Source organism: Streptomyces sp. NPDC028308 (assembly GCF_055565855.1).
In genome coordinates, this window is record NZ_JBVHTO010000006.1 from 1 (window position 1) to 23,986 (window position 23,986).

Annotated in this window: 18 protein-coding genes; 9 read left to right on the forward strand and 9 right to left on the reverse strand. The window is 72.8% G+C overall.

The window, feature by feature from the left end; translation table 11 throughout:
* Nucleotides 1-413 precede the first annotated feature (413 nt).
* Together ACZ4VA_RS14480 and ptsP are read left to right on the forward strand one after the other, a co-directional pair.
* A complete protein-coding gene (locus ACZ4VA_RS14480; RefSeq protein WP_355790503.1) occupies nucleotides 414-863 on the forward strand; it encodes a PTS sugar transporter subunit IIA in 450 nt (149 codons plus the stop codon).
* Between the two features lie 77 nt (nucleotides 864-940).
* Nucleotides 941-2,611: a phosphoenolpyruvate--protein phosphotransferase gene (gene ptsP / locus ACZ4VA_RS14485; protein ID WP_355790505.1), complete on the forward strand. Its 1,671-nt coding sequence runs from the start codon at nucleotides 941-943 to the stop codon at nucleotides 2,609-2,611.
* A gap of 69 nt (nucleotides 2,612-2,680) precedes the next feature.
* Here the strand turns inward: ptsP and ACZ4VA_RS14490 are convergent, their stop codons facing one another.
* Together ACZ4VA_RS14490 and ACZ4VA_RS14495 are read right to left on the reverse strand one after the other, a co-directional pair.
* Entirely contained in the window at nucleotides 2,681-3,571 is an 891-nt protein-coding gene (locus ACZ4VA_RS14490) for a hypothetical protein (protein ID WP_355790508.1), read from the reverse strand.
* Nucleotides 3,572-3,593: 22 nt separating this feature from the next.
* Nucleotides 3,594-4,805, reverse strand: coding sequence for an MFS transporter (locus ACZ4VA_RS14495; RefSeq protein WP_388906822.1), 1,212 nt, complete (start codon nucleotides 4,803-4,805; stop codon nucleotides 3,594-3,596).
* A 111-nt stretch (nucleotides 4,806-4,916) separates the two neighbouring features.
* Here ACZ4VA_RS14495 and ACZ4VA_RS14500 point away from each other — a divergent pair, with 111 nt between their 5' ends.
* Nucleotides 4,917-6,236, forward strand: a complete 1,320-nt coding sequence (locus tag ACZ4VA_RS14500) for an aminotransferase class I/II-fold pyridoxal phosphate-dependent enzyme (RefSeq protein ID WP_468081511.1) — start codon at nucleotides 4,917-4,919, stop codon at nucleotides 6,234-6,236.
* On the opposite strand, the gene ACZ4VA_RS14505 is transcribed toward ACZ4VA_RS14500, so the two are convergent.
* Nucleotides 6,237-8,204, reverse strand: coding sequence for an acetoacetate--CoA ligase (locus tag ACZ4VA_RS14505; RefSeq protein WP_468081513.1), 1,968 nt, complete (start codon nucleotides 8,202-8,204; stop codon nucleotides 6,237-6,239).
* 213 nt (nucleotides 8,205-8,417) lie between these two features.
* On the opposite strand from ACZ4VA_RS14505, the gene ACZ4VA_RS14510 reads away from it, so the two are divergent.
* Nucleotides 8,418-10,784 carry a glycoside hydrolase family 31 protein gene (locus ACZ4VA_RS14510; RefSeq protein WP_356166368.1) on the forward strand — a complete coding sequence of 789 codons (2,367 nt, stop codon included), beginning with the start codon at nucleotides 8,418-8,420 and terminating at the stop codon, nucleotides 10,782-10,784.
* A 58-nt stretch (nucleotides 10,785-10,842) separates the two neighbouring features.
* Here ACZ4VA_RS14510 and ACZ4VA_RS14515 read toward each other — a convergent pair whose 3' ends face one another.
* Both ACZ4VA_RS14515 and ACZ4VA_RS14520 read right to left on the reverse strand, forming a co-directional pair.
* Nucleotides 10,843-11,382 carry an NUDIX domain-containing protein gene (locus ACZ4VA_RS14515; protein WP_452923965.1) on the reverse strand — a complete coding sequence of 180 codons (540 nt, stop codon included), beginning with the start codon at nucleotides 11,380-11,382 and terminating at the stop codon, nucleotides 10,843-10,845.
* 70 nt (nucleotides 11,383-11,452) lie between these two features.
* On the reverse strand, nucleotides 11,453-12,262 hold the full coding sequence (locus ACZ4VA_RS14520) for a M15 family metallopeptidase (protein WP_389392058.1): 810 nt from the start codon (nucleotides 12,260-12,262) through the stop codon (nucleotides 11,453-11,455).
* A 252-nt stretch (nucleotides 12,263-12,514) separates the two neighbouring features.
* Between ACZ4VA_RS14520 and ACZ4VA_RS14525 the strand changes: the two genes are divergently transcribed.
* The 5 genes from ACZ4VA_RS14525 (at nucleotide 12,515) to glpK (ending at nucleotide 18,719) form a co-directional block, all read left to right on the forward strand.
* Nucleotides 12,515-12,988: a Zn-ribbon domain-containing OB-fold protein gene (locus ACZ4VA_RS14525; RefSeq protein WP_468081825.1), complete on the forward strand. Its 474-nt coding sequence runs from the start codon at nucleotides 12,515-12,517 to the stop codon at nucleotides 12,986-12,988.
* Nucleotides 12,985-14,175, forward strand: coding sequence for a lipid-transfer protein (locus tag ACZ4VA_RS14530; protein ID WP_389392057.1), 1,191 nt, complete (start codon nucleotides 12,985-12,987; stop codon nucleotides 14,173-14,175). Before ACZ4VA_RS14525 ends, ACZ4VA_RS14530 begins: the two co-directional genes overlap by 4 nt.
* A 111-nt stretch (nucleotides 14,176-14,286) precedes the next feature.
* Nucleotides 14,287-15,933: an EAL domain-containing protein gene (locus tag ACZ4VA_RS14535; RefSeq protein WP_468081517.1), complete on the forward strand. Its 1,647-nt coding sequence runs from the start codon at nucleotides 14,287-14,289 to the stop codon at nucleotides 15,931-15,933.
* A gap of 462 nt (nucleotides 15,934-16,395) precedes the next feature.
* On the forward strand, nucleotides 16,396-17,178 hold the full coding sequence (locus ACZ4VA_RS14540) for an MIP/aquaporin family protein (RefSeq protein ID WP_389392055.1): 783 nt from the start codon (nucleotides 16,396-16,398) through the stop codon (nucleotides 17,176-17,178).
* Nucleotides 17,179-17,201: 23 nt separating this feature from the next.
* A complete protein-coding gene (glpK, locus tag ACZ4VA_RS14545) occupies nucleotides 17,202-18,719 on the forward strand; it encodes a glycerol kinase GlpK (protein ID WP_355793697.1) in 1,518 nt (505 codons plus the stop codon).
* Between the two features lie 184 nt (nucleotides 18,720-18,903).
* Here glpK and ACZ4VA_RS14550 read toward each other — a convergent pair whose 3' ends face one another.
* From ACZ4VA_RS14550 to ACZ4VA_RS14565, 4 genes are all read right to left on the reverse strand, one after another.
* A complete protein-coding gene (locus tag ACZ4VA_RS14550) occupies nucleotides 18,904-19,509 on the reverse strand; it encodes a GTP-binding protein (RefSeq protein WP_355794419.1) in 606 nt (201 codons plus the stop codon).
* A gap of 263 nt (nucleotides 19,510-19,772) precedes the next feature.
* Complete coding sequence (locus ACZ4VA_RS14555; RefSeq protein WP_355794420.1) at nucleotides 19,773-20,168, reverse strand: DUF742 domain-containing protein; 396 nt, start codon at nucleotides 20,166-20,168, stop codon at nucleotides 19,773-19,775.
* A 9-nt stretch (nucleotides 20,169-20,177) separates the two neighbouring features.
* On the reverse strand, nucleotides 20,178-20,618 hold the full coding sequence (locus ACZ4VA_RS14560) for a roadblock/LC7 domain-containing protein (RefSeq protein ID WP_355794421.1): 441 nt from the start codon (nucleotides 20,616-20,618) through the stop codon (nucleotides 20,178-20,180).
* The gene (locus ACZ4VA_RS14565; RefSeq protein ID WP_452923960.1) at nucleotides 20,615-23,536 is read right to left on the reverse strand and encodes a sensor histidine kinase; all 2,922 of its coding nucleotides are present in this window, start codon (nucleotides 23,534-23,536) and stop codon (nucleotides 20,615-20,617) included. Before ACZ4VA_RS14565 ends, ACZ4VA_RS14560 begins: the two co-directional genes overlap by 4 nt.
* Nucleotides 23,537-23,986: the final 450 nt, after the last annotated feature.

The window sequence follows — 23,986 nt, forward strand, 5'->3', positions numbered from 1 at the left end:
TGATTTTTGGCACGCTGTTGAGTTCTCAAGGAACGGACGCTTCCTTTGTACTCACCCTCTCGGGCTTTCCTCCGGGCGCTTCCCTTCGGTCTTGCGTTGCAAACTCTATCAGTGATTTTCCGTCTCCCTGACCACCGGCCCCCGGACATGGGGAACGGATCCCGAGATAGGATCTGACAAGTTTGGGTGCTGCCGGGCAAGGACGCGTTGCCGCATCGCTCAGCCCCAAGCAGGTCTACGACTGTACCTCCGGCCCCCGAGTGGGTGCAAATCCGTTGGAGAGGTGGTCTAGACCTCTACTCGGGAGCTATCGTGCGGAACCGGCAGTTCATCTGACATACGCTGCTGAACAGTGCGCCGTCCGATACAGGGAGTGACGGCTCATTTGGATCTCCACCCCTGGGAGGCTTCCCATGACCACCGTGACGTCCCCTCTTGCAGGTCGCGCCATCGGGCTCGCCGCAGTGCCGGACCCCGTCTTCTCCGGAGCCATGGTCGGCCCCGGCACGGCCATCGACCCCGTGCGTGAGCCCTCCGAGGCGGTATCGCCCGTGGACGGAGTCATCGTCTCGCTCCACCCGCACGCCTTCGTCGTGGTGGACGGTGAGGGCCACGGCGTCCTCACCCACCTCGGCATCGACACCGTGCAGCTCAACGGCGAGGGCTTCGACCTGCTCGTCAACAAGGGCGACACCGTGACCCGCGGCCAGTCCGTGATCCGCTGGAACCCCGCCGCCGTCGAGGCCGCCGGCAAGTCCCCGGTGTGCCCGGTCGTGGCACTGGAGGCGACGGCCGAGTCCCTCTCCGAGCTCCGCGAGGACGGCGACGTGAAGGCCGGCGACAGCCTCTTCGGCTGGCAGTGACGGCAGTGCCGTCCCCGGGCGGCGACAGGACAACCACCGCGGCGGCGGGGCTCGCCGCACTATCGGAGACGGGTGAGATGGAGACAATGCTGCGAGGCGTCGGCGTGAGCCACGGTGTGGCGATCGGCGAGGTTCGGCACATGGGAACGGCGGTCCTCGAACCGCCTGCCAAGCAGATTCCCGCGGAGGACGCGGAGCGCGAACAGGGGCGCGCCCGCAAGGCCGTGGAAGCTGTGGCGGCCGATCTGACGGCACGCGGCAACCTGGCCGGCGGCGAGGCGCAGGCGGTGCTCGAGGCGCAGGCCATGATGGCCCAGGACCCCGAGCTGATGGCGGACGTGGAACGGCGTATCGCCGTCGGCAGCACCGCTGAGCGCGGCGTCTACGACGCGTTCGCCTCCTACCGTGCGCTGCTCGCCGGTGCCGGTGAGTACCTCGCCGGGCGGGTGGCCGACCTGGACGACGTACGGAACCGTATCGTCGCCCGGCTGCTCGGGGTGCCCATGCCGGGTGTCCCGGACAGCGACGAGCCGTACGTCCTCATCGCGCGTGACCTCGCGCCGGCGGACACCGCGCTGCTCGACCCGACGCTCGTCCTCGGTTTCGTCACCGAGGAGGGCGGTCCCACCAGCCACAGCGCGATCCTGGCGCGGGCGCTCGGTGTGCCGGCCGTGGTGGCCCTTCCCGGTGCGGGCGAGCTCGCCGAGGGCACGGTCGTCGCCGTGGACGGCAGCACCGGTGAGATCTTCGTGGAGCCGAGCGCCGAGAAGAAGGCGCAGCTGGAGGCCGCGGCGGCCGAGCGCAGGGCGGCGCTGTCCGCGTCGACGGGCCCCGGCGCCACCTCCGACGGGCACAAGGTGCCGCTGCTCGCGAACGTCGGCGGTCCCGCTGACGTGCCGGCCGCGGTCGAGGCGGGTGCCGAGGGCGTCGGCCTGTTCCGTACCGAGTTCCTCTTCCTGGACGACAGCGAGAACGCGCCGTCCGAGGAGAAGCAGGTGGAGGCCTACCGCCAGGTGCTGGAGGCGTTCCCCGAGGGCCGTGTGGTCGTGCGGGTGCTCGACGCCGGCGCGGACAAGCCGCTCGACTTCCTGACCCCGGCGGACGAGCCCAACCCCGCGCTGGGTGTGCGGGGACTGCGCTCGCTGCTCGACCACCCCGACGTGCTGCGCACCCAGCTGACCGCGCTCGCCAAGGCTTCCGAGGGTCTGCCGGTCCATCTCGAGGTCATGGCGCCGATGGTGGCGGACCGCATCGACGCGAAGGCGTTCGCCGACGCGTGCCGCGAGGCCGGGCTGCGGGCCAAGTTCGGCGCGATGGTCGAGATCCCGTCGGCCGCGCTGCGGGCGCGCTCGATCCTGCAGGAGGTCGAGTTCCTGTCGCTCGGGACCAACGACCTCGCGCAGTACACCTTCGCGGCCGACCGGCAGGTGGGTGCGGTGTCCCGGCTGCAGGACCCGTGGCAGCCCGCGCTGCTGGACCTGGTGGCGCTGTCCGCCGAGGCGGCCAGGGCCGAGGGCAAGAGCTGCGGTGTCTGCGGCGAGGCCGCGTCGGACCCGCTGCTGGCCTGTGTGCTGACGGGTCTCGGGGTGACCTCCCTGTCGATGGGGGCGGCGTCCATTCCCTATGTGCGGTCGACGCTGGCGAAGTACACGCTCGCGCAGTGCGAGCGGGCGGCCGCCGCCGCCCGGGCCGCGGACACCGCCGAGGAGGCGCGGAACGCGGCTCAGGCGGTGCTGTCGGGCGAGTAGGGCCGCATTCCGAGTGATCGGCTGTGGGCGAGGGGCGCTCCACCCGCGGGTGGGGCGCCCCTCGCGCGTTCAGTGCCTGTGCCCCCTGCCGGGTTCCTCCTCCCCCAGGTCGGGTGGTACGCAGTAGTCGACGCCGGACTCCGGGGAGACGAGGTCTCCGGAGTCGATGTCGGTGCAGTAGGCGTCGAAGACCTCGGCGGCCGTCAGCGGTACCAGTCCTTCGCCGCGCAGGCGCCAGCCGTAGATCCGGTCGGTGGTGCCGGGAGCGCTGGTGCGCATGACGAGTCCGCCCGGGGCCTGGGTGGCGATGCCGAGGGCCAGGACCGTGGCGAACTCCAGGGCCTCGCTCTCGTCCAGGCCGGCGGCGTCCTCGGTGGCCTCGGCGTGGAGGACGGCCATGAGCGACTCCGGCGTGGTGGAGACGCTGCACACCAGGTGGCGCTCGCCGGGGCCCGCGGTGTCGAGGATGCGGGTGAGCAGGTGGGTGGCCCGGGCGAAGGCGGCCTGTCCGATGTCCTCGCCGCAGGACGCGCAGTCGCCGATGCCGGCCAGGACGGTGGTCGCGTACTCCCAGGTCGCCTGTCGTACGGCCTCGTCGACGAGGTCCGGGACCAGGTCGGCGAGGGGCTGGCCCTCGTACGGGAGGGCGGGGCCCGTCGCGGCGAGCTCGGCTGTGAAGCGGGTGCGGCTGGCCGGGGCGTCGGGGTCGAGGCCGGTGTCGGAGCAGAACGCGGCGTACTCCTCCGGGTCGAAGAGGGCGACGGTGGTGTGGCCGCCCTGGGCGGCGAGTGTCCTGAGCAGGGCTTCGACCTGCTGGAGGTAGGTCCGGTGGTCGTCGAAGGTGAAGGTGCGGTAGCGCCGCATCGCGGCGAAGTCCTCTTCGTCGGTGAGCAGGCCGATGGTGCCGGCGATCTCGCGGCGCAGCACGCGTCGCATGGTCTGGTGTCGGGTGTGCGGCATGGTTCCCCCTGTGCACGGTCGATCAATGCTCACTCACAGTAATCGGGGGCACTGACAACGGCTGCTCTCGGAGCCGGTCGCGGACCAGGCGGTGCTGGAATCCGCAGGTCAGGGCGATGACCGCGCCGAAGACGGTCCATCCGGCGGGGCCGGTGGCGATGGCCGCGGTCACGGCGAGTGGCCCGAGGCTGCGCTGGACGGACTGGGCGAGCCCGTGGACGCCGAGGTAGCTGCCCTGTGCGGTGTCGGGGGCGAGGGCGACGGACAGGTCCCAGGAGACGGTCGCGTGCATCATCTCGGCGACGGTGAAGGCGACGGCCGCGGCGGTGAGAGTCAGGGTCGCGGTCACGGTTCCGCCGGTGCTGGAGAGGGCCATCAGGACGCCGCCGAGGGCGAAGACGGCGGAGAGCGGGAGGAGCAGGGCGCGGGCGGCCGCGGTGGTGGCGCCGAATCTGGCCAGGGGGACCTGGAGGGCCACGACCATGACGTTGTTGAGGACCATGAGCAGGGGTGCGAGGCCGTGCGGTGCGTCGCTGCCGTGGGCGATCCACAGGGGCAGGCCGACCTTGAACACCGCGTCGTCGAGGAAGAGGACGGTTTCGGTGGCGACGTAGGCCAGGTAGGTGCGGTCCCGCCAGGGGCCGGTCGTCCTCGCCGTCGTCGGGACGGGTTTTCCGGAGGCGGCGACGGTGCGCGACGGGGACGGCGGCTCGCCGCAGCGGCGGGTGAGGAGTGCGACGACGGCGAAGGAGAGGGCGTCGCCCACGAGGAGCCACCGGTAGGCCGCCGTGGTGCCGACGGCGAGGGCCGCCGCCGCGACCAGGCCGCCCACGGCCCAGCCCGCGTTGGCGACCGTGCGGTTCACGGCCTGGTAGCGGACGCGGTCGGGGCCCGCCACGCGTGCCGCGTAGAGCTTGGTGAGGACGTTGGCGGCCCGGTCGCCGAGGCTGCCGGCCGCCGAGAACACCAGCAGGAGCACGTAGTCGTCGGTGGTCAGCAGGGCGAGGGAGGCGGCGGCGCGCAGGAGTTGCAGGGCGATCAGGACATGGGTGAGCGGCAGGCGGTCGGCGATGCGGCCGCCGAGCGGTGCGCCGGCGATGCCGATGGCTCCGGAGACGGCGACGAGGGTGCCGACCTCGGCGACGGAGAGGCCGGTGACATAGGTGAAGTACAGGACGGAGACGGAGGCCCACAGGCCGCTGCCGATCCGGTCGACGAGCGCGATCCAGAGCATTCTCCGGCCGTCGGGGCCTCCCGGTATGCGTGTCGCCCATCCGGCCGCGCGGCGTGTCGGACTCACTGCTCCCCCTTGCTTCCAGTTATGTATTGATACATACTTGGTAACGTGGCAACACAATATGGGATCGCTGGTACGACAGCCAAGGGAATTGCCGCGTCCGTCGAACGCGGCGTGGCCGAAGGGGCGTTGAACCCCGGGGACGCCCTGCCGCCGGTGCGGCGTCTCGCCGACGGACTCGGGGTGAGCCCGGGGACGGTCGCGACGGCCTATCAGGAGCTGCGCCGACGCGGGATCGTGGTGACACGTGGGCGCGGCGGGACCGTCGTCGCCGCCGCGCCCACGGTCGCCTCGCGGCGGCCGCCCAAGGTGCCACCCGGCGTGCGCGACCTGGCCGGCGGGCATCCGGACCCCGCGTTCCTGCCCAGCCTGGTGCCGCCCTCGCGCCTCTCCCCCGGGGCGCGGTCGCACCGTGGCACGCCCCGGCTGGCGCAGCTGGAGCAGGCGGTCCGCGCGTGGCTGGCTCCGGACGGCGTGCCCACCGAGGGCGTGACCTTCGCGCACGGCGCGCTGGACCTGATCGGGCGGCTGCTGTCCGTGGAGCTGCGGCCGGGCGACGCCGTCGCGATGGAGGACCCCGGCTACCACCACCTGCTGGACCTGGTCACGGCGCTGGACCTGCGTACGGTGCCGGTGGCGGTGGACGACCAAGGGATCCGCCCCGACGCGTTGCGCGCCGCGGTGCGGGCGGGTGTGCGCGCGGTGGTGTGCAGTCCACGGGCGCAGAACCCGTACGGCGGCTGCTTCTCCGTGGCGCGCCGTGACGCGCTGGTCGCGGTGCTGCGGGAGCGGCCCGAGGTGCTGGTCGTGGAGAACGACCACGCGTCCGCCGTGGCGGGCGCCCCGCTGCACACGCTGACGTCCGGCGGTCTGGCGCGCTGGGTGCACGTGCGGACGGTGAGCAAGTTCCTGGGGACGGACCTGCGGTGGGCCGCGGCGGCCTGCGATCCGACGACCCTGGCCCGGCACGACGGCCGGCTGCTGCTGACCTCGGGCTGGGTCAGCCATCTGCTGCAGGAGACCGTCCACGGCCTGCTGGCGGACGAGGCCACGCGCGCGTCGGTGGCGCGTGCCGGGGAGAGCTACGGGCAGCGCCGGAGCGCGCTCGTCGGCGAACTCGCCCGGCACGGCGTCGAGGCCCGCGGAGTGAGCGGGATGAACGTGTGGGTGCCCGTGCGGGACGAGTCCGCCGTCGTCAACGGGCTGCGCTCGCACGGCTGGTGGGTCGCGGCGGGGGCGCGGTTCCGGCTGGCGTCCGGGCCGGGTGTGCGGATCTCGGTCGCGGATCTGGAGCCGGCCGACGCGCTGCGGCTGGCCTCGGACTTCGCCGCCGTGCTCGGCGAGTCCGAGGCCACCTACGGGGGTTGATCAGGAGCGCTTGCGGGCCAGGTCCTCGTAGAAGCGCAGGAGTTCGACGTCGTCCACGGACCCGACGTTGACGGCCTTCTCCAGGGAGGCGCCCTGGAGGAGGCGCTTGACCGGGACCTCGATGCGCTTGCCCGTGAGGGTGTGCGGGACGCCGGGGACCTCGATCACCTCGTCGGGCACGTGCCGTGGCGAGAGCTGCTCGCGGATCGTGCGCCTGATGCGGTCCAGCAGGGCGTCGTCGAGCACGGCGCCGGGCGCGAGGTGCACGAAGAGCGGCATCCAGTAGCCGCCGTCGGGCTGTTCGACGCCGATGACGAGCGATTCCTTGATCTCCGGGATCCGTTCGACGGCCTCGTAGATGTCGGCGGACCCCATGCGCACGCCCTGGCGGTTCAACGTGGAGTCGGAGCGGCCGTGGATGACGACGGAGCCGCGCGAGGTGACGGTGATCCAGTCGCCGTGGCGCCACACCCCGGGATACGTGTCGAAGTAGCTGCCGTGGTAGCGGCTGCCGTCGGGGTCGTTCCAGAAGCGGACGGGCATCGACGGCATGGGGTTGGTGACCACGAGCTCGCCGACCTCGTCGATCACGGGCTTGCCGGCCGGGTCCCAGGACTGGAGGTCCGTGCCGAGGCCGGGCGCCTGGAGTTCGCCGATGTGGACCGGGAGGGTGGGCACGGCGCCCGCGAAGCACGAGCACACGTCCGTGCCGCCGCTGACCGAGGCGATCCACAGGTCGTCGCGGACCTCGTCGTGCAGCCAGCGGAACCCGTCGGGAGGCAGCGGCGAGCCCGTGGTGGCCACGCACTGGACGCGCGAGAGGTCGAAGTCCCGGGAGGGGTGGACGCCCGCCTTGCGGCAGGCCATGACGTAGGCCGCCGAGGTGCCGTAGAGGGTGGCTCCCGTGCGCTCGGCGATACGCCACTGGGCTCCTGTGTCCGGGTACCCGGGGCTGCCGTCGTACAGGACGATCGTGGTGCCCGTGAGCAGGCCGGAGACGAGGAAGTTCCACATCATCCAGCCGGTGGACGTATACCAGAAGAAGCGGTCCTCCGGTCCCAGGTCGCAGTGCAGGCCGAGCTGCTTGAGGTGCTCGACGAGGATGCCGCCCTGGGACTGGACGATCGCCTTCGGTAGGCCGGTCGTGCCCGAGGAGTACAGGACCCACAGCGGGTGGTCGAAGGGGACCTGCTCGAAGACGGGCTCCACGTCGGCGGCGGTCAGCGCCGACCACTCCAGGGCGCCCTCGGGGGCCTCGGTGCCCAGCAGCGGGATGTGCACGACGGCGCGCAGGGTGGGCAGTTCGCGGCGCAGCTCGGCGACGGTGTCGCGGCGGTCGTGCTCCTTGCCGCCGTAGCGGTAGCCGTCGACGGTGAACAGTACGACCGGCTCGACCTGCTGGAAGCGGTCCAGGACGCTGCGGGCGCCGAAGTCCGGGGCGCACGAGGTCCACACGCCGCCCACGGCGGCCGTGGCGAGCAGCGCCACCACGGCCTGCGGGATGTTCGGGAGGTAGCCGCTGATCCGGTCCCCGGGGCGCACCCCGAGGGAGCGCAGCTCGGCTGTCAGGGAAGCGACCTGGCGGCGTAGCTCCGCCCAGGTCACGGGGCTCGGCTCGTGGGTCTCGTCGACGTACAGCAGGGCGGGCTCGTCCGCGCGGGTCCCCGCCGCGCGCAGGGCGTGCTCGGCGTAGTTCAGGGTGGCCCCGGGGAACCACTCGGCGCCGGGCATCGAGCGGTCGCCGAGTACGCGCGTGCAGGGGGTGGAGAACCGTACGTCGAACCACTCGGTGACGGCTTTCCAGAACGTGTCCAGCTCGTCGACGGACCAGCGGTGCAGCGCCGCGTAGCCGCCCGAGGCCGGGGCTCCGTGGTGTTCGGCCGCCCAGGACTGGAACCTGGTGACCTGTGCCCGGTCGATCCGTTCCCGGTCGGGCTGCCAGAGCGGCGAGGCGTTCGCTGAGGACATGGGGCGGCTCCCGGACTGTGCGCGTCGTGTGCGTCGGTCGCGCACGGGCAGGGGTGTGCGCGTCACGCGGCTGACACGGACGATGCCATGTGATCGACTTCCGCACCAGGGTGCGCCGCACATAGTCGGTGTCGTGAAGATGTGCCCACACCACGGGTGAACGGCAGTTGAACGGCCCTCCTCCGGGGCCTCGTGAATGGCAGGCTGAACAGCATGGACGGTCGTGACCTGGTGCGTTCGGTGATATCGGTCGGCTCGGGGGGTGCCACTCAAGGGTTGCGCACCGTGCGGGCCGCGTGGCGCAGGAGGCGTACGGACGCCGCCGGTCTGCCGCGGCGGGGGGCCGAGCGGGCGCGGGTGCCCGGCCCTGTGCTCGGCGTCGAGCCGGGCCCCGGGGGCGGCGTCATCAAGTTCACGCGCTCGGAGCTCCAGGTCAGCGTGGCGGCGAACGGGTCGCTGTTCTGGGGCTGGGACGGGGCCGGGCCCCTGCCGTCGCACGCCCTGTCGGGCGGCTGCCCCGAACCGGACCCCCGGGCCGTGCTGGAGCCCGACAAGGACGGGGGGTGGCGGATCGTGGCCGAGCGCCTCACCGTCGCCGTGTCGCGGCACGGGGCGATCGAGGTGCGTACGCCCGGCGGGGTGACGCTGCGCCGTGATCTGCCGCCCCGCTGGTGGGAGTCGGCCGAGGGGGGCGCGGCGCGCTGGATGCAGCGCTCTGAGGTGGCGGCGGACGCGCGGTTCTTCGGCCTGGGCGGGCGCGCCGCCGGGGCGCGGCTGCGCGACGGCACCTACCGGCTGTGGAACACGGATCCTGGGCGCGCCCTCGTGCCGGGCGACGACCCGCTGCACATCACCATGCCGGTGCAGCTGGTGGTGTCCGACGCGGGCACCCATCTCGTGTTCCACGACAACCCGTGGGATGGCGCGGTGACGCTCGGGGAGGGCGAGGAGGGCGCCGGTTCCGGGCACGACCGGCTCGGCACGTGCCGGCTCCGGATGGAGGGCGGGCCGCTGCGCTGCTGGGTCCTGGTGGGCACCCCCGCGCGCGTGCTGCACGCCTGGTCCGCGCTCACCGGGGCGCCCGCGCTGCCGCCGGCCTGGGCGCTCGGGCACCACCACGGGCGGTCGGACTTCGGCGGCGAGCAGGAGGTGCGGCGGATCGTCGGGGGCTACCAGGAGCGCGACCTGCCGCTCGGGGCGGTCCACCTCGATGTCGACCACCACGAGGCGCGCCGGGTGTTCACGGTGGACCGGGAGCGGTTCCCCAAGCTGCCGGTGCTCGCCGACGAACTGCGGCGCGACGGGATCCGGCTGATCTCGGTCGTGGACCCGGCGGTCGCCGCGGCGCCGGGCGTCGCCGTCCACGACAGCGGGGCGGCCGAGGACGTCTTCCTGCGCGACGGCGGCGGGAAGCCGGTCGAGGCACCGGCCCGGCCCGGCCGGTCCGTGTTCCCGGACTTCACAGACCCGCGGGTGCGGCGGTGGTGGGGACGGCTCTACGAGGAGCGGCTGGCGCAGGGGTTCGCCGGGTTCCGGCACGACATGAACGAGCCGACGTCGTTCGCGGCGTTCGGGGAGAACACCCTGCCGCGTTCGGCCCGGCACTTCCTGGAGGGCACCGGCGGGGACCATCGCGAGGCGCACAACGTGTACGCGCTGGGCATGGCGCGGGCCGGGTACGAGGGGCTGCGCGAACTGGCGCCCGGGGAGCGGCCGTTCGTGCTCTCGCGTTCCGGATGGGCCGGGATGCAGCGCTACGGTGGTGCCTGGTCGGGCGGTGTGGCGACGGGCTGGCCGGGGCTGCGGGCGTCGCTGTCGCTGGTGATGGGCCTCGGGCTCAGCGGGGTGCCCTACTCGGGAGCCGACGTGGGCGGGTCCGACGGACGCCCGTCACCGGAGCTGTACCTGCGGTGGTTCCAACTGGGCGCCTACCTCCCGCTGTTCCGTACGCACGCCGGGCCCCGGGCGGGCCGCCGGGAGCCCTGGGAGTTCGGTGACGACGTGCTGGCCCACGCGCGTGTGGCGCTCGCCGAACGGCGCCGCCTGCTGCCGTACTTCATGACACTGGCGCACCTCGCCCGCCGTACGGGGGCGCCCTACGTGCGTCCTCTGTGGTGGGGTGCGGCCGAGGACCGGGCGCTGCGCGACTGCGAGGACGCCTTCCTGCTCGGTGACTGTCTGCTGGTGGCTCCGGTGCTCGGTCCGGGGGCGGACCGGCGTGCGGTGCGGCTGCCGCGCGGGCGCTGGTACGACACCGTGACGGGAAGGGCGTACGAGGGGCCCGCCCAGGTGCTGGTCGACGCCCCCCTGTCACGGATTCCGGTGCTCGCGCGCGCGGGTGCCGTGGTGCCAGTGCGGGGCGACGACGGGGTTCTGGAGCTGGAGGTGTGGGCGCCCGCGCGGGGCCGCACCGGGGGCGGGCTGGTGGTGGCCGACGCCGGGGACGGGTGGGACGAGCCGGAGATCGAGCGCTATGTGACGCGCTGGGAGGGGCGGCGGCTGGTGGTCGAGCGGGAGTCCGACGGCGGCCCGGGCGAGCCGCTCCACCGGGTGCGGCTGCGCGGGCTCGGGGCCGGCTGAGCGGCGGCGGGGCCGCGGACGTATGGCATGCCCCGGGCTCGGCGGCCCGGGGCGTCGCTCAGATGTAGCGGCCGTCGAACCAGGCCCGGACGGCCAGCGTGTGCAGGGGGAAGGCGAGTTCGGTCGGCCTGCGCAGCAGGTGCCAGCCCTCCGTCTCGTCCGTGGCGGCGGACTCGGGGAGTCCGGCGGCGGGGCGTTCGGGGAGGAGCCCGAAGAGCAGCAGGTGCCCGTCGGGAGAGCTCATCGCGTCGATGAGCCGCACTTCGCGGCTCGCCGCCTCGATGCCCGTCTCCTCCTGGAGTTCCCGCACGACGGCGTGCCGCCAGTCCTCACGGTGGTCGACGAAGCCGCCGGGCAGGGCGATGCCTCCGCGCGCGGGGGCGATCGTCCGGGTGATGACCACCAGGGCGGCGCCCTGGGTGTCGTAGACGGGCTGCAGGGCCACCGCGACGGGAAGTGGGTTGCGGTAGGCGACCGTGGCGCACGCGGCGCAGGTGCGGGGCCAGCCGGAGACGCCCTCCCCGTAGGGCGCTCCGCAGCTCGAACAGTGGGAGTCCGGCGCGGGGCGGGCCGTCGGCGGGTGGTGGGTTACGGACACGCGCGGACTGTATCCGATCAAGTCGGGAGCCCCGTCGGGGAGGTGTCCGGAGCGCCTTCGGACTCTCGGCTCAGTGGGACGGGTTCAGCGACTTCCGGGACACCGGGAAGTCGAAGTAGGTGTCCGGGTAGGGCTCCGGCTTGTACGTGTAGTGCCACCACTCCTCGGCGAGGTTGACGAAACCGAGGCCTTCGAGGGTGCTCTTCAGAAGCAGCCTGTTGGCGCGCTGTTCGCCCTGGACGCGCGGGTCCAGGGTGTGCGCGAGGGTGTCGAAGCAGTCGTAACCCGTGCCCATGTCCACGGAGTTGTCGGGGAAGCGCTCCTTCTGGGGCGCGTAGCAGGGCAGAAGGGGCTGCCCGGGGACGTAGGGGCGCGTCGGGCGGGCCGGCAGCCGGACGATGGTGAGGTCGGTGGTGGAGCCGCGGCTGTGCCCGGACTTCTCGGCGATGTAACCGTCCTCGAACAGGCGGGTCTTGTCGACCCGCGGATAGAACTCCGCCTTCATCCGCTGGTCGTCGAGGTCCTCGGCCCAGCGCACGAAATGGTCCACCGCTCGCTGCGGGCGGTAGCAGTCGTAGACCTTGAGGCTGTAGCCGCGCCGCAGCAGCTTCGTCTGCGCCTTGTGCAGTGCCTCGGCGGCGGGCCGGGTCAGGATGCAGAGCGGCTGACGGTATCCGTCGACGCGCTCGCCCACGAAGTTGTGCGGCGTGAAGTACCGCATGTCTTGGAGGATCGTAGGGTCGACGGACCTGAGGGCCACGAAGTCCTCGGGCGCCCTCGGTCCCGGTTCGGCGCGGGCGGTGGCGGAGGCGGCGGTCACGGACAGCAGGGCCGCGAGTGTGGTCACCAGGCCCCGCAGCGCGGTGGAGAGTCGTGTCATGACCCTTGCGTCTATCAGGCCGGGGTTCCGTCTGGGAAGGGATCGCATACGGTCCGCGCGCCTCGGGGGATCTGGAGCCCGACGCGTCGCACGTCCGAGGATGCCGCGACACCCCGTGGCTGTGGACCTCCGCGCGCCGGGGTGTCCGGTTCTCCGCGGCCGCCCTGCCCAATCGGCGGCACCCGTGACACACTTCTGACGTCCCGTCAGATCCCGTTCTCTGGAGGACCCTTGCCGCGTACCCGCACACCGGTGGTGGCCGGCTGGTTCACCCAGGAAGAGGACGAGGACGGTTTCCGCCTGCTCGGCACGCGCTGCTCGGCGTGCGCCAGCGTCTTCTTCCCCCGCGAGGACGTCTGTTGCCGCAATCCCGGCTGCGGCGGGGGCGACCTGACCGAGACGCCGCTGTCCCGGCGCGGTCGCGTCTGGTCGTACACGGACAGCCGCTACCGGCCGCCTGCGCCCTACGTGTCCGACCCCGAACTCCCCTGGCAGCCCCGCACGTTGATCGCCGCGGAACTGGAGGCCGAGCGCATCGTCGTGCTCGGACCGGCGCCTGACGGGGTCACCGTCGCCGACCTCGCGGTGGGCATGGAGGTGGAACTCGTCCCCGGCGTGCTGAACGAGGACGCGGGGACGACCTGGACGACCTGGCACTGGCGGCCGGTGAAGGAGGCCGGGACGGCGGATCGAGGCGTGTCCGGCGGGCCGGGGGTGACGGCATGACCGGCGAGGTCGCGGTACTCGGCGCGGGCATGCACCCGTGGGGCAAGTGGGGCCGGGGCTTCGTCGAGTACGGCACCGTGGCCGCCCGGGCCGCACTGGCCGACGCCGGCCTGGACTGGCGGGACATCGGCTCGATCGTGGGCGCCGACACCGTACGGGGCGGATATCCCGGGTACGTGGCGGGCGCGACGTTCGCCAGAGCGCTGGGCTGGCAGGGGGCCCGGGTGACGAGCGTCTACGCGGCCTGTGCCTCCGGGGCGCAGGCCGTCGACACGGCGCGCGCGCAGATCCTCGCGGGGCTCGCGGACGTCGTGCTCGTGGTCGGCGCGGACGCGGCACCCAAGGGTTTCTTCCGCCCGGCCGGCGGGGAGCGCCCGGACGACCCGGACTGGCTGCGCTTCCGGATCCTCGGGGCGACCAACCCCGCGTACTTCGGGCTGTACGCGCGGCGGCGGATGGCCGTGCACGGGGACACGCCCGAGGACTTCGCGCGGGTCAAGGTGAAGAACGCCGCCGCGGGCGCCCTGAACCCGAACGCCCGCTACCGCAAGCGGGTCACGGCCGAGGAGGTCGCCGCCTCGGCGGTGGTGGCGGATCCGCTGCGCCTGCTCGACATCTGTGCGACCTCGGACGGCGGCGCGGCCCTGGTGCTGTCCAGCACGGAGTACGCCCGGCGGCACGGCGCGGCCGGGGCCGTACGGATCCGGGCCGTGTCCACGGTGACCCCCCGCTATCCCAACACCCTGTTGGACCTGCCGGACATCGCGACGGACTCCGCCGCGGCCGTGGCCGCGACCGGTGAGACCTTCCGCGCGTCGATCGCCCGTGCCGCGTACGAGGAGGCGGGCGTCGGGCCCGAGGACCTGTCGCTGGCCGAGGTGTACGACCTGTCCACGGCGCTGGAGTTGCAGTGGTACGAGGATATGGGGCTGTGCGGTGAGGGCGAGGCGGCGAAGCTGTTGCGGGAGGGCGCGACGGCGCTCGGCGGACGGACACCGGTGAACGCGAGCGGCGGCCTCGCGTCGTTCGGGGAGGCCGTCCCGGCGCAGGCCATCGCCCAGGTGTGCGAGCTGACTTGGCAGCTGCGGGGCGCCGCCGGGGGCCGGCAGGTGGCGGGGGCGCGGGTCGGCATCACCGCCAACCAGGGGCTGTTCGGGCATGGTTCGTCGGTGATCGCGGTGCGGTGACCCGGCGGCGCCCGGACGGGTGTGCGTACGCAGTGTGACCGGGCGGGAATGCTGCGTGAACAGCGTGTGAATCGCGTTCCGGCGTGCGCGAGCGGCGCCATCATGCTGTCCGTGCACTCCTGGACGGATACTCTCCGCTTCGCTTTCCAGCCGGTGGTCAACCTGACGACCGGAGGGGTCGCGGCGCTGGAGATACTCGCGCGTCCGGAGGCCGGGGACGTCCTCGCGCAGGCCCGCCGGGACGCGGAACTCGACGGACGGGTGGCCGCGTGGGCCGTGCGCGCCGCCGCCCGCAAGGAGACGCTGCTGCCCTTGCACGTCAACGTGTTCGCCGGGACGCTGGCGGATCTCGGGCGCCTGGCCGACCTGCGCGAGGCCGTACGGCAGGCCGGGCGGATGACGTGGGAGATCACTCTCGACATCGGCCCGCCGTACACGCACGTGCCCCGGCACGCGCTCCTGGAGGCGGTGGCCGGGCTCCGGGCGGAGGGCTTCCGGATCTGCGCGGACGGCGTCGGGGACGGCGACGTGCCCCTGCGGCTGCTCGCGGACCTCGATCCCGAACTCGTCAAGCTCGACGCGTCGTTGCTGAGCCGCCCGGCGGCGGTGCGGGCGATGCGCACGTTCTGCGAGCACTCGGGAGCGCTGCTGTCCGTCGAGGGCGTGGAGACGGAGGCGCAGTGCGCGGCCGCGGTCGCCGCCGGTGCGCAGCTCGCGCAGGGACAGCTGTTCGCCCCGCCGGCGCGGCTGCCCGCCGCCGACGTGTACGTGCCGCCCGTCTCCCCCGCCGTGACGGCCGTGCCCCGGTCGGGGCCCTCCGTACGGCAGTTCGTCCGGCCAGCCGCGCTGCTGCCTGCGACGGCGTCGGCGGGACGCGTGCGGGCGCTGCTCACCGGCTCGCCCGACGTGTCCGGGGTGCTGCTCGTCGACGCCTCCGGGGTGCCCGTGCGCTCGGTGCACCGGTCGCGGTTCCTGCTGTCGATGTCGGGGCGGTACGGGCACGCCCTGTACGCCGACCGGCCCGCCGCCAAGCTCGGTGACCCGCCGCGCACGGTCGGCGTCGACGCGACGGCGTGGGAGGTGCTGGACGTGGTCGCGGGCGGCGACCGGGACCGTACGTCCGACGATGTCGCCGTCGTCGACCGGCTCGGGCGGTGCGTGGGCGTCGTCCGTCTCGCCGACCTCGTACGGGCGCTGGCCGAGAGCCGGGTCGAGGAGGCGGCGGGGCTCAACCCGCTGACCCGGCTGCCCGGTTCGGACGCGATCACCGAGGAGGTGGACCGGCGGATCGCGGCCCGGCGGCCCTTCGCGCTGAGCTGGCTGGACGTCGACCACTTCAAACGGGTCAACGACGGGGCCGGGTTCGCGGCCGGGGACGAGCTGATCCGGGCGGTGGGGCGGGTGTTGCAGCACGCCGCGTCCGAGGCCACGCGCGTGGGGCACATCGGGGGCGACGACTTCCTGGTCCTCGCCGACCCCGGCGGCCTCGACCAGGTGGCCGCCTCGGTGCTCGACGCCCCCTGGTCGGCCGGCGGAATGGCGGTGACGCTGTCCCTCGCCACGGTGCTGTGCGCGCCCGGCGCGGTGACCGACCACCGGCAGGCCGCCGCGTGCCTCGCACCGCTCAAGCAGGCGGCGAAGGCCCTGCCGGGCGCGAGCTGGATCCTGGGGCGGGCGGGACTGCCCGGTCACGAGGTGCGCCGCGGCCCGGGCCCCATGGCGGCACAGGCGGGATGCGGGGCGGCCGAAGTGGGGTGAGGCGTCCGGGGCCGGGGCCGGAGCGCCGAGGCTCACCGACTTGTTCCTCCCGTCAACCACCTTTCCACGCAAGGGTGTTGACGACTCGGCGTGCTCGGCGTACCGGCTCCGGGAGCTGAACGGTCGCCGCACCGGCCCGGGCGCCGCCGTTCGCAGGCCCCGGCTCGCACACGGTCGCGAACGGTTCCGGTCGGCGACCTTGACGCCCTCTGAGTGCCGGTGAACACTTCCCGGTGTCAGTCGGCATCGCCGCATTCGGGCGTCTTCAGGCGCTGTACCGTCCGGGTTCCCGCCTGCACGAAGGGCCATCCCCCCACGGGCGATTCCGCTGCTACGGCACGCTCGTCACGGACGCCGGGCGGGGCGCGGGACCTCCCTGCCCTCGGCTGAAGTAGCCATGGGAAACGCACCCTGCACGGTGGACCGGGGCGGACCGCCCCGGGCGAGGGCCTAGGAGCCGCCATGAGCAACGGAGACATATTCGTCGGTGAGGTCATCGGCACCGCGATCCTCATCCTCTTCGGCGCGGGAGTCTGCGCCGCGGTCACTCTCAGATTCTCGAAAGCACAGGCGTCGGGCTGGATCGTCATCGCGTTCGGCTGGGGATTCGCCGTGCTGGCCGGCGCCTACACCGCCGCCCCGCTGTCGGGCGGCCACCTCAACCCGGCCGTCACCATCGGCGTCGCCGTCGACACCGGCGTGTGGGACAAGGTGTGGGTCTACCTACTCGGCCAGATGGTGGGCGCCATGCTCGGCGCCGTCCTCGCCTACCTGGTCTACCTCGCGCAGTTCCAGGCCAACGTCCGCAAGACGGGCACCACGGAGGGGACGGCGGACGAGCCGACACCGACCCTCGGCATCTTCTCCACCATCCCCGAGATCCGGAACCCGGTCGCCAACCTCCTCACCGAGGTCATCGCGACCATCGCCCTCGTGCTGCCGATCCTCGCCTTCGGCAAGAACATCGGCATCGGCATCGGTCCGGTCCCCGGGGAGCAGGGCATCTACGGCTCGGGCATCTCGGTCCTGCTGGTGTCCCTGCTCGTCGTCGGCATCGGGCTCTCGCTCGGCGGGCCCACCGGGTACGCCATCAACCCGGCGCGCGACCTGGGCCCGCGCATCGTGCACACGTTCCTGCCCATCCCGAACAAAGGCACCTCCGACTGGGGCTACTCCTGGGTCCCGGTCGTCGGCCCGCTGATCGGAGGGGCGCTCGCGGGCCTCCTCTACAACGCAGCCTTCTGACCTCGAGCGACCAAGGGGTATCCATGCCGGACAACGCCGAGAAGTACGTCGCCGCAATCGACCAGGGCACCACCTCCAGCCGCTGCATCGTCTTCGACCGGGCCGGCGCGATCGTCGCCGTCGACCAGCGCGAGCACCGACAGATCTTCCCCAAGCCCGGCTGGGTGGAGCACGACGCCACCGAGATCTGGTCCAAGGTGCAGGCCGTGGTCGCGGGAGCGATCGCCAAGGCCGGGCTGCGCGCCGACCAGCTCAGCGCTCTCGGGATCACCAACCAGCGTGAGACGACGGTGCTGTGGGACCGCGCCACGGGCAAGCCGGTGCACAACGCCATCGTCTGGCAGGACACCCGTACCTCCGCCCTCTGCGGCGAACTGGGCGGCACGGACGGGCAGGACCGTTTCCGCGAGCAGACCGGACTGCCGCTGGCCAGCTACTTCTCCGGGCCCAAGGCGGCCTGGCTGCTGGACAACGTGCCGGGTCTGCGCGCGCGTGCCGAACGCGGCGAGATCGCCTTCGGCACGATCGACTCGTGGCTGATCTGGAACCTCACCGGCGGCACGGACGGCGGACGGCACGTCACCGACGTCACCAACGCCGGGCGCACCATGCTGATGAACCTGGAGACCCTCCAGTGGGACCCGTCCATCCTCTCCGCGATGAACATCCCCGAGGCGATGCTGCCCGAGATCCGGTCCTCCTCCGAGGTGTACGGCACCGCCGTGGGCCAACTCGGGGGCGTCCCGGTCGCGTCGGCGCTCGGCGACCAGCAGGCGGCCGTGTTCGGCCAGGCCTGCTACGACGTCGGCACGGCCAAGAACACCTACGGCACCGGCAGTTTCCTGCTGCTCAACACCGGCAACCGGCCCGTCCCCTCGAAGAACGGCCTGCTGACCACGATGGGTTACAAGATCGGCGACGAGGCGCCGGTCTACTGCCTGGAGGGCTCGATCGCCATCACCGGGGCCCTGGTGCAGTGGTTCCGCGACCAGTTGGGGATCATCCGCACCGCGGACGAGATCGAGACGCTGGCGGCGAGCGTGGAGGACAACGGCGGGGCGTACATCGTGCCGGCCTTCTCGGGCCTGTACGCGCCCTACTGGCGTTCCGACGCGCGGGGTGTCGTCACCGGCCTCACCCGGTACGTCACCAAGGCGCACCTGGCCCGCGCGGTCCTGGAGGCCACGAGCTGGCAGACCCGCGAGGTCGTCGACGCCATGTACCAGGACTCCGGGGTGCAGATCACCACCCTGAAGGTCGACGGCGGCATGACCAAGAACAACCTCCTGATGCAGCATCAGGCGGACGTCCTGGGTGTGCCGGTGATCCGTCCGAAGGTCTCCGAGACGACGTGTCTGGGCGCGGCCTACGCGGCAGGACTGGCCACGGGCGTGTGGAGCGACCTCGACGAGCTCAAGACGCACTGGCGGAAGGACGTCGAGTGGACGCCGGTCATGGAGTCCGCCGAGCGCGACCGCGAGTACCACAACTGGCACAAGGCGGTGGAGAAGAGCTTCGGCTGGCACGAGGAGGGCGTGTGATCCGGCCGGTGAGGCACGCGCGCGTGGCATGACGTGAGCCGCGCGCGTACGACCCCGGTCGTCGGCGCTGCGTGCGTGTGGGTCCCCGTGGGCCCACACGCGCGTGCAGGAGTGCGGCCCGTACCCCGGTCGGCGGGGGTACGGGCCGCACGCACGGGCCGGCCGGCGCGGCGTACGGGTGCCGTCAGCCGGTGGCGGCCTCGCGGCGTACGGCGGCCTGGTCCATCGCGTGCTGGACGACCCTGATGAGTACTTCCTTGGCCGATTCGCGGTCCCGGGCGTCGCAGAGCACCACGGGGACGCCCTCGTCCAGGTCGAGCGCCCGGCGGACGTCCTCGGCCGGGTAACGGGCCGCGCCCTCGAAGCAGTTGACGCCCATCACGAAGGGGATGGAGCGCCGCTCGAAGTAGTCGACCGCGGCGAAGCAGTCCTCCAGGCGACGGGTGTCGGCGAGGACGATCGCACCGAGGGCACCGGTGGCCAGTTCGTCCCACAGGAACCAGAAGCGGTCCTGTCCCGGCGTCCCGAAGAGGTACAGCACCAGGTCCTCGCGGAGGGTGATGCGGCCGAAGTCCATCGCGACGGTGGTGGTCTTCTTGCTCTCCACACCGCTGATGTCGTCGACCGGACGCCCCGCCTCGGTGAGCATCTCCTCCGTCCGCAGCGGCCTGATCTCGCTGACCGCGCCGACGAGGGTCGTCTTCCCGACGCCGAAACCGCCGGCGACGAGGATCTTGAGCGTGACGGGCTCGACCGGAGGCTTGCCGCGCTCAGTTCGCCCGAAGATCATCGGTCTCTTCTCCTGCTTCGCTGGGGTCGGGCGGGGCGGACCGTGGCCGCCGCGCGGAATGTCGATGACAGGTACGTCTCCGGGGCGGGCATCCGCCGTCTCACTTCCGCCGGGTTCCGTGGCGGTCGTCCCGCCCTCGCGGCCGGGACGCCGTGCCCGCGCGGACGGCGGCGGAGCGGGTCCGGAGAGAGCGCTTCCCGGCCCGCCCTCGGCGGCCGGGCCGGGGCTGCCGGCCTGTCACGTCCTCACCCCGGTTCCGCCGCTCACAGCGCCCGGAGGCCGCTGATCACATCGCGCAGGATGCTCTCGTCCGGCAGCTCCGCGGGCGGTACGGGACGGGTCACGTGAACCAGTTCCTCGTCCACGAGGTCGCCGATCAGGACCCTGACCACGCCGATGGGGAGGTCGAGTTCCGCGGCGAGTTCGGCGACCGACTGCGGGGCGTCACGGCAGAGTTCGACGATGTGCACGTGCTCCGGGGACAGCGTCTGGTCCGCCTCGGGGTCGTCCGCGTGGGTCTCCGTGACGACCACCGCGATCAGGTCGAGCCGGTGCTGGGCCGGGCTGGTGGTGCGCCCGCGCGTCATGGCGTACGGACGGACCACCGGTCCGGCTTCGTCGTCGAACCAGTGGCTGGTCCCCTGACCGTCTCCGCTCATGCCATCCCACTACCCGTCGGTGGGCAGCTCGGTGCGCGGAGCCGCGCCCAGATGCACGCCGACCCGCTTGACCAGGAGCGTCATCTCGTAGGCGACCTGTCCGATGTCGGATTCGGCCTCGGAGAGGACGGCCAGGCAGCTGCCGTCGCCGGCGGCCGTGACGAACAGGAACGCGTCGTCGAGCTCCACGATCGTCTGCCGGACGCTGCCCGCCTCGAAGTGCCGACCGACCCCCTTGGCGAGGCTGTGGAACCCGGAGGCGACGGCGGCCAGGTGCTCGCTGTCCTCCCGGGTCAGGTCCTTGGAGACACCCGTGGGCAGTCCGTCGCCGGAGAGCACGATCGCCTTGCGGATGCTGGCGACCCGGTCCACCAGATCGTCGAGGAGCCAGTTGAGCTCCCCCGACGTCGCGCTGCTCACGGGGTGCCCTGCGGCCTTCGGTGCGGTCATCGACCGTCTCCCTCTGTCGTTCCTTGTGCTGAGCCGCCGTGGGCATCGTCGCCCCCGGCGTTCTCCTCGCGGCCGCGCTGCCAGCCCCGCTGGAGGGAGGCCATGCGGCTGCGTACGTCGTCGGCGTCACGTTCGGCGGGAAGCGGACCTTCACCCGCGGTCCTGTCGCGCTCGGTGCGCCGCTCGGGTCCGTCCTTCAGCTGCGGGGCGAGGCTGGCCTGCCGTACCCGGCGGGGCAGCGCGCCAGCGTCCGGGCTCTCCAAGCCGGTCGCGGCCGTCTCGTCCGTACCGCCCGGCCGGTCGGAGCGGCGCCCGCGCGCGGGGACGACGCCGTGGGCCTGACCGGGCTCGCCGTGCCGCCCGGAGGTGCCGGTGCGCTCGCTCCCGAGGGGAGCCGACGCTTCACCGAGTCCGCCGTCCGGCCCGCCCAGGGGATCGCCGCGTCCGCCGCCGAAGCGGCGCGACGACACGGGGCGCTCGGCGACGGCGCGTGCCGTGTCGGCGCGCGCACCGCGGCGGGCCGCCGAGGGCGCCGCCTCCTCGAACTCCGCGTGCCTGGACGGCAACGGCTCCGTACTCTCCGTCGACTCCCCCTCCGCGTCCCCGCGCCGGGACCGCGCCTCCGTCACCGGGCGCCCGTGCGAGCTGACCAGCTTGGGGGCCCTGCGGCGCTGCGGCAGCGGTACGGGGGCGTCGGGGTGGACCGGGTCGGCGGGGCGCGCCGACTCGCCGTGGCCCTCACGCGCCTGCTGGTGCTGCTCGCCGGGGACACCGGTGACGGAGCGGCGCGGCCGGAAGAGGCCGCCTCCCTCGCCGTCGTCCTCGCCCAGGACGCCGGGCAGGTCGCCCAGCGCGTCGAGGCCGACGGGGGCCTCCAGTTCGACGGGACCGTCCAGGATCGAGGCGGGCAGGCCCGGCAGCCGTACCGGGACCTGCGCCAGCGCCGCCTTGCGGTCCTGCTCGCTCCCGGTCTCCTTCGCCTGCGTCGCGCGGTCGAGGCGGAAGCCGGTGCCGTTCGTGTCGGGCACGTCGTCGGTGAGCAGCACGTCGGGGATGAAGACGACGGCCGTGGTGCCGCCGTACGGGGAGGGCTGCAGGGAGACGCGGACGTTCTGCCGCTGGGCGAGCCGGCTGACCACGAACAGGCCGAGCCGGTCGGTGTCGGACAGCTCGAACTCGGGGGTCTCGGCGAGCCGGAGGTTGGCGTCGAGCAGCGCCTCGGCGGCCATGCCGAGGCCGCGGTCGTGGATCTCCAGCGTGAAGCCGTTGGCGACGCGCTCCCCGAGCACCTGGACTGCGGTGTGCGGGGGCGAGAACACGGTGGCGTTCTCCAGGAGTTCGGCCACGAGGTGGGTGAGGTCGGCGACCGCCGGGCCGGTGACGGCGACCCGCGGCAGACGGCGTACCTCGATGCGCTCGTAGTCCTCGACCTCGGCGACGGCGGCGCGCACGATGTCCATGAGCTGGATGGGTTTGCGCCACTGCCGTGAGGGTGCCGCGCCCGAGAGGATGACGAGACCCTCGGCATGGCGGCGCATACGCGTCGTCAGGTGGTCCAGGCGGAACAGGTCGGCGAGTTCGTCGGTGTCCTCGGTCCTGCGTTCCATGGTGTCGAGCAGTGTGAGCTGCTTGTGCAGCAGGACCTGGCTGCGCCGGGCGAGGTTGACGAAGACCTCGGAGACGCCCTCGCGCAGTTCCGACTGCTTGACGGCGGCCTCGACGGCGGCGCGCTGGAGGGTGTTGAGGGCCTGGCCGACCTCGCCGATCTCGTTCTTGTCGTACTCCAGGCGCGGCACTTCCGTCTCCACGTCGACCTGTTCGCCCGCGGAGAGCCGGCGCATGACGCTCGGCAGCCGTACGCCGGACGCCTCGTGGGCCTCCAGCCGCAGCCTGCGCAGGTCGCGGATCAGGGTCCGGCCGATGCGCACGGACATGAACAGGGAGACGAGCAGGGCCGCCAGGCCCAGGACGCCCGCGATGGCGGCCTTGACGATGACGTTGACCGCCAGGGGGTGGACCCGGTCCCGGTAGCGGTCCTGGGCCTCGTCGTCCATTCGTCCCAGTTCGACGAGGGTCGCCCCGGCCGTCTCGTCCCAGCTCTTCGCGGTGATCCCGCGGGGCGCGCCCGGGGTCGCGGCGATGACGGCCTGTTCGGCGTTGCGCAGGGGCGCGGTGCCGGCGTTCTTCCAGTAGCGCTCGAAGCGGGCGCGTTCGGAGCCCGGCAGCAGCGGCAGGCTGGTGTCGTACAGCAGGCTGCGCTGGGCGACGAGGTCCGACACGTCGCGGATCTCGTCGTCGGTGATCCGGCCCGCGACGAGCGCCGAGCCGAGGAGCGCGTCCTCGCGGGAGAGCAGCTCCCGGGCGCGCCCGACGTTGGCCAGGGCCCGGCCCTGCTTGTCCATCTCGACGTTGTCCAGCACGTGGAGGTTGGCCAGGAGGACGTAGCAGGGGTCGACGATCCGGTTGTAGAGGTCGAGTGCCTGGGTCCGGTCGACGGTGCCCTCGTCGACGCCGTGGCGCAGCGAGTCGAGCCCGTCCAGGGCGTCCAGGATCGAGGCGACGCGCTCGCCGGTGCCCTCGCTCATCTCCCCGCGCACGTCCGGGTCCTCGGCGTTCCTGCGGACCTTGGCGACGGCCTTGTCGGTGGCGGCCCTGCTGCGCCTGAGCGCCGCCTGGGCGTCCGAGGCACGCGGGTCGGCGAGGTGGACGAGGCTCTGGCGGCGTTCCTGCTGGAGGACGCCGACGGTGTCCTCGGTGGCGAAACCGACCTTCTCGACGACGTCGGACACCTCGAACAGGTGGATCGCCTCGCGCCCGGTGAGCACCGTGGCGAAGCCCCAGATCGCGGTCAGGGACACGAGCGGCACGAGCAGCAGCGCCACGATCTTCCGGCGGATGGACTTCCCGCGAAAGCGCATGGCCTCCCCCAGCTCGACCCCCGCCGGCCCGGGGGCACACATGTGCGTCAACAAACGGCGTGAGCCTACTACCGACACAGCGGTATCTCGAAGGGCTGTCCGAACCTCCATCTGCCGTGTACCGCACGGGACATCAGCAGTTGTCCGTGCATTGCGGGAGATTGCCTCCCCGTTCCGGCACCCGCGTCGGGGCCACAACGCGTTCAACTGCCCGGCCGGTTGGCCGGAAAGCTTCGGTCGCCGGGAATCTTTGCCGGAGGTCGTTCGTCTTTCTGTACGGGAACGAGGGGCGGAACCGGCCACAAGGTGCCGCAGGCCGCGTCCAGGTCGCGTAAAACAGCGCAACCCGGGCAGGCCACTGGGAAGCGGGAGTCCTGAGGCACCAGGGCGAGCGGTCTGCTGGGGATGGGGAGTGACGAGTTGATGGGCACGGTGGAGCGCGAGGCGCTC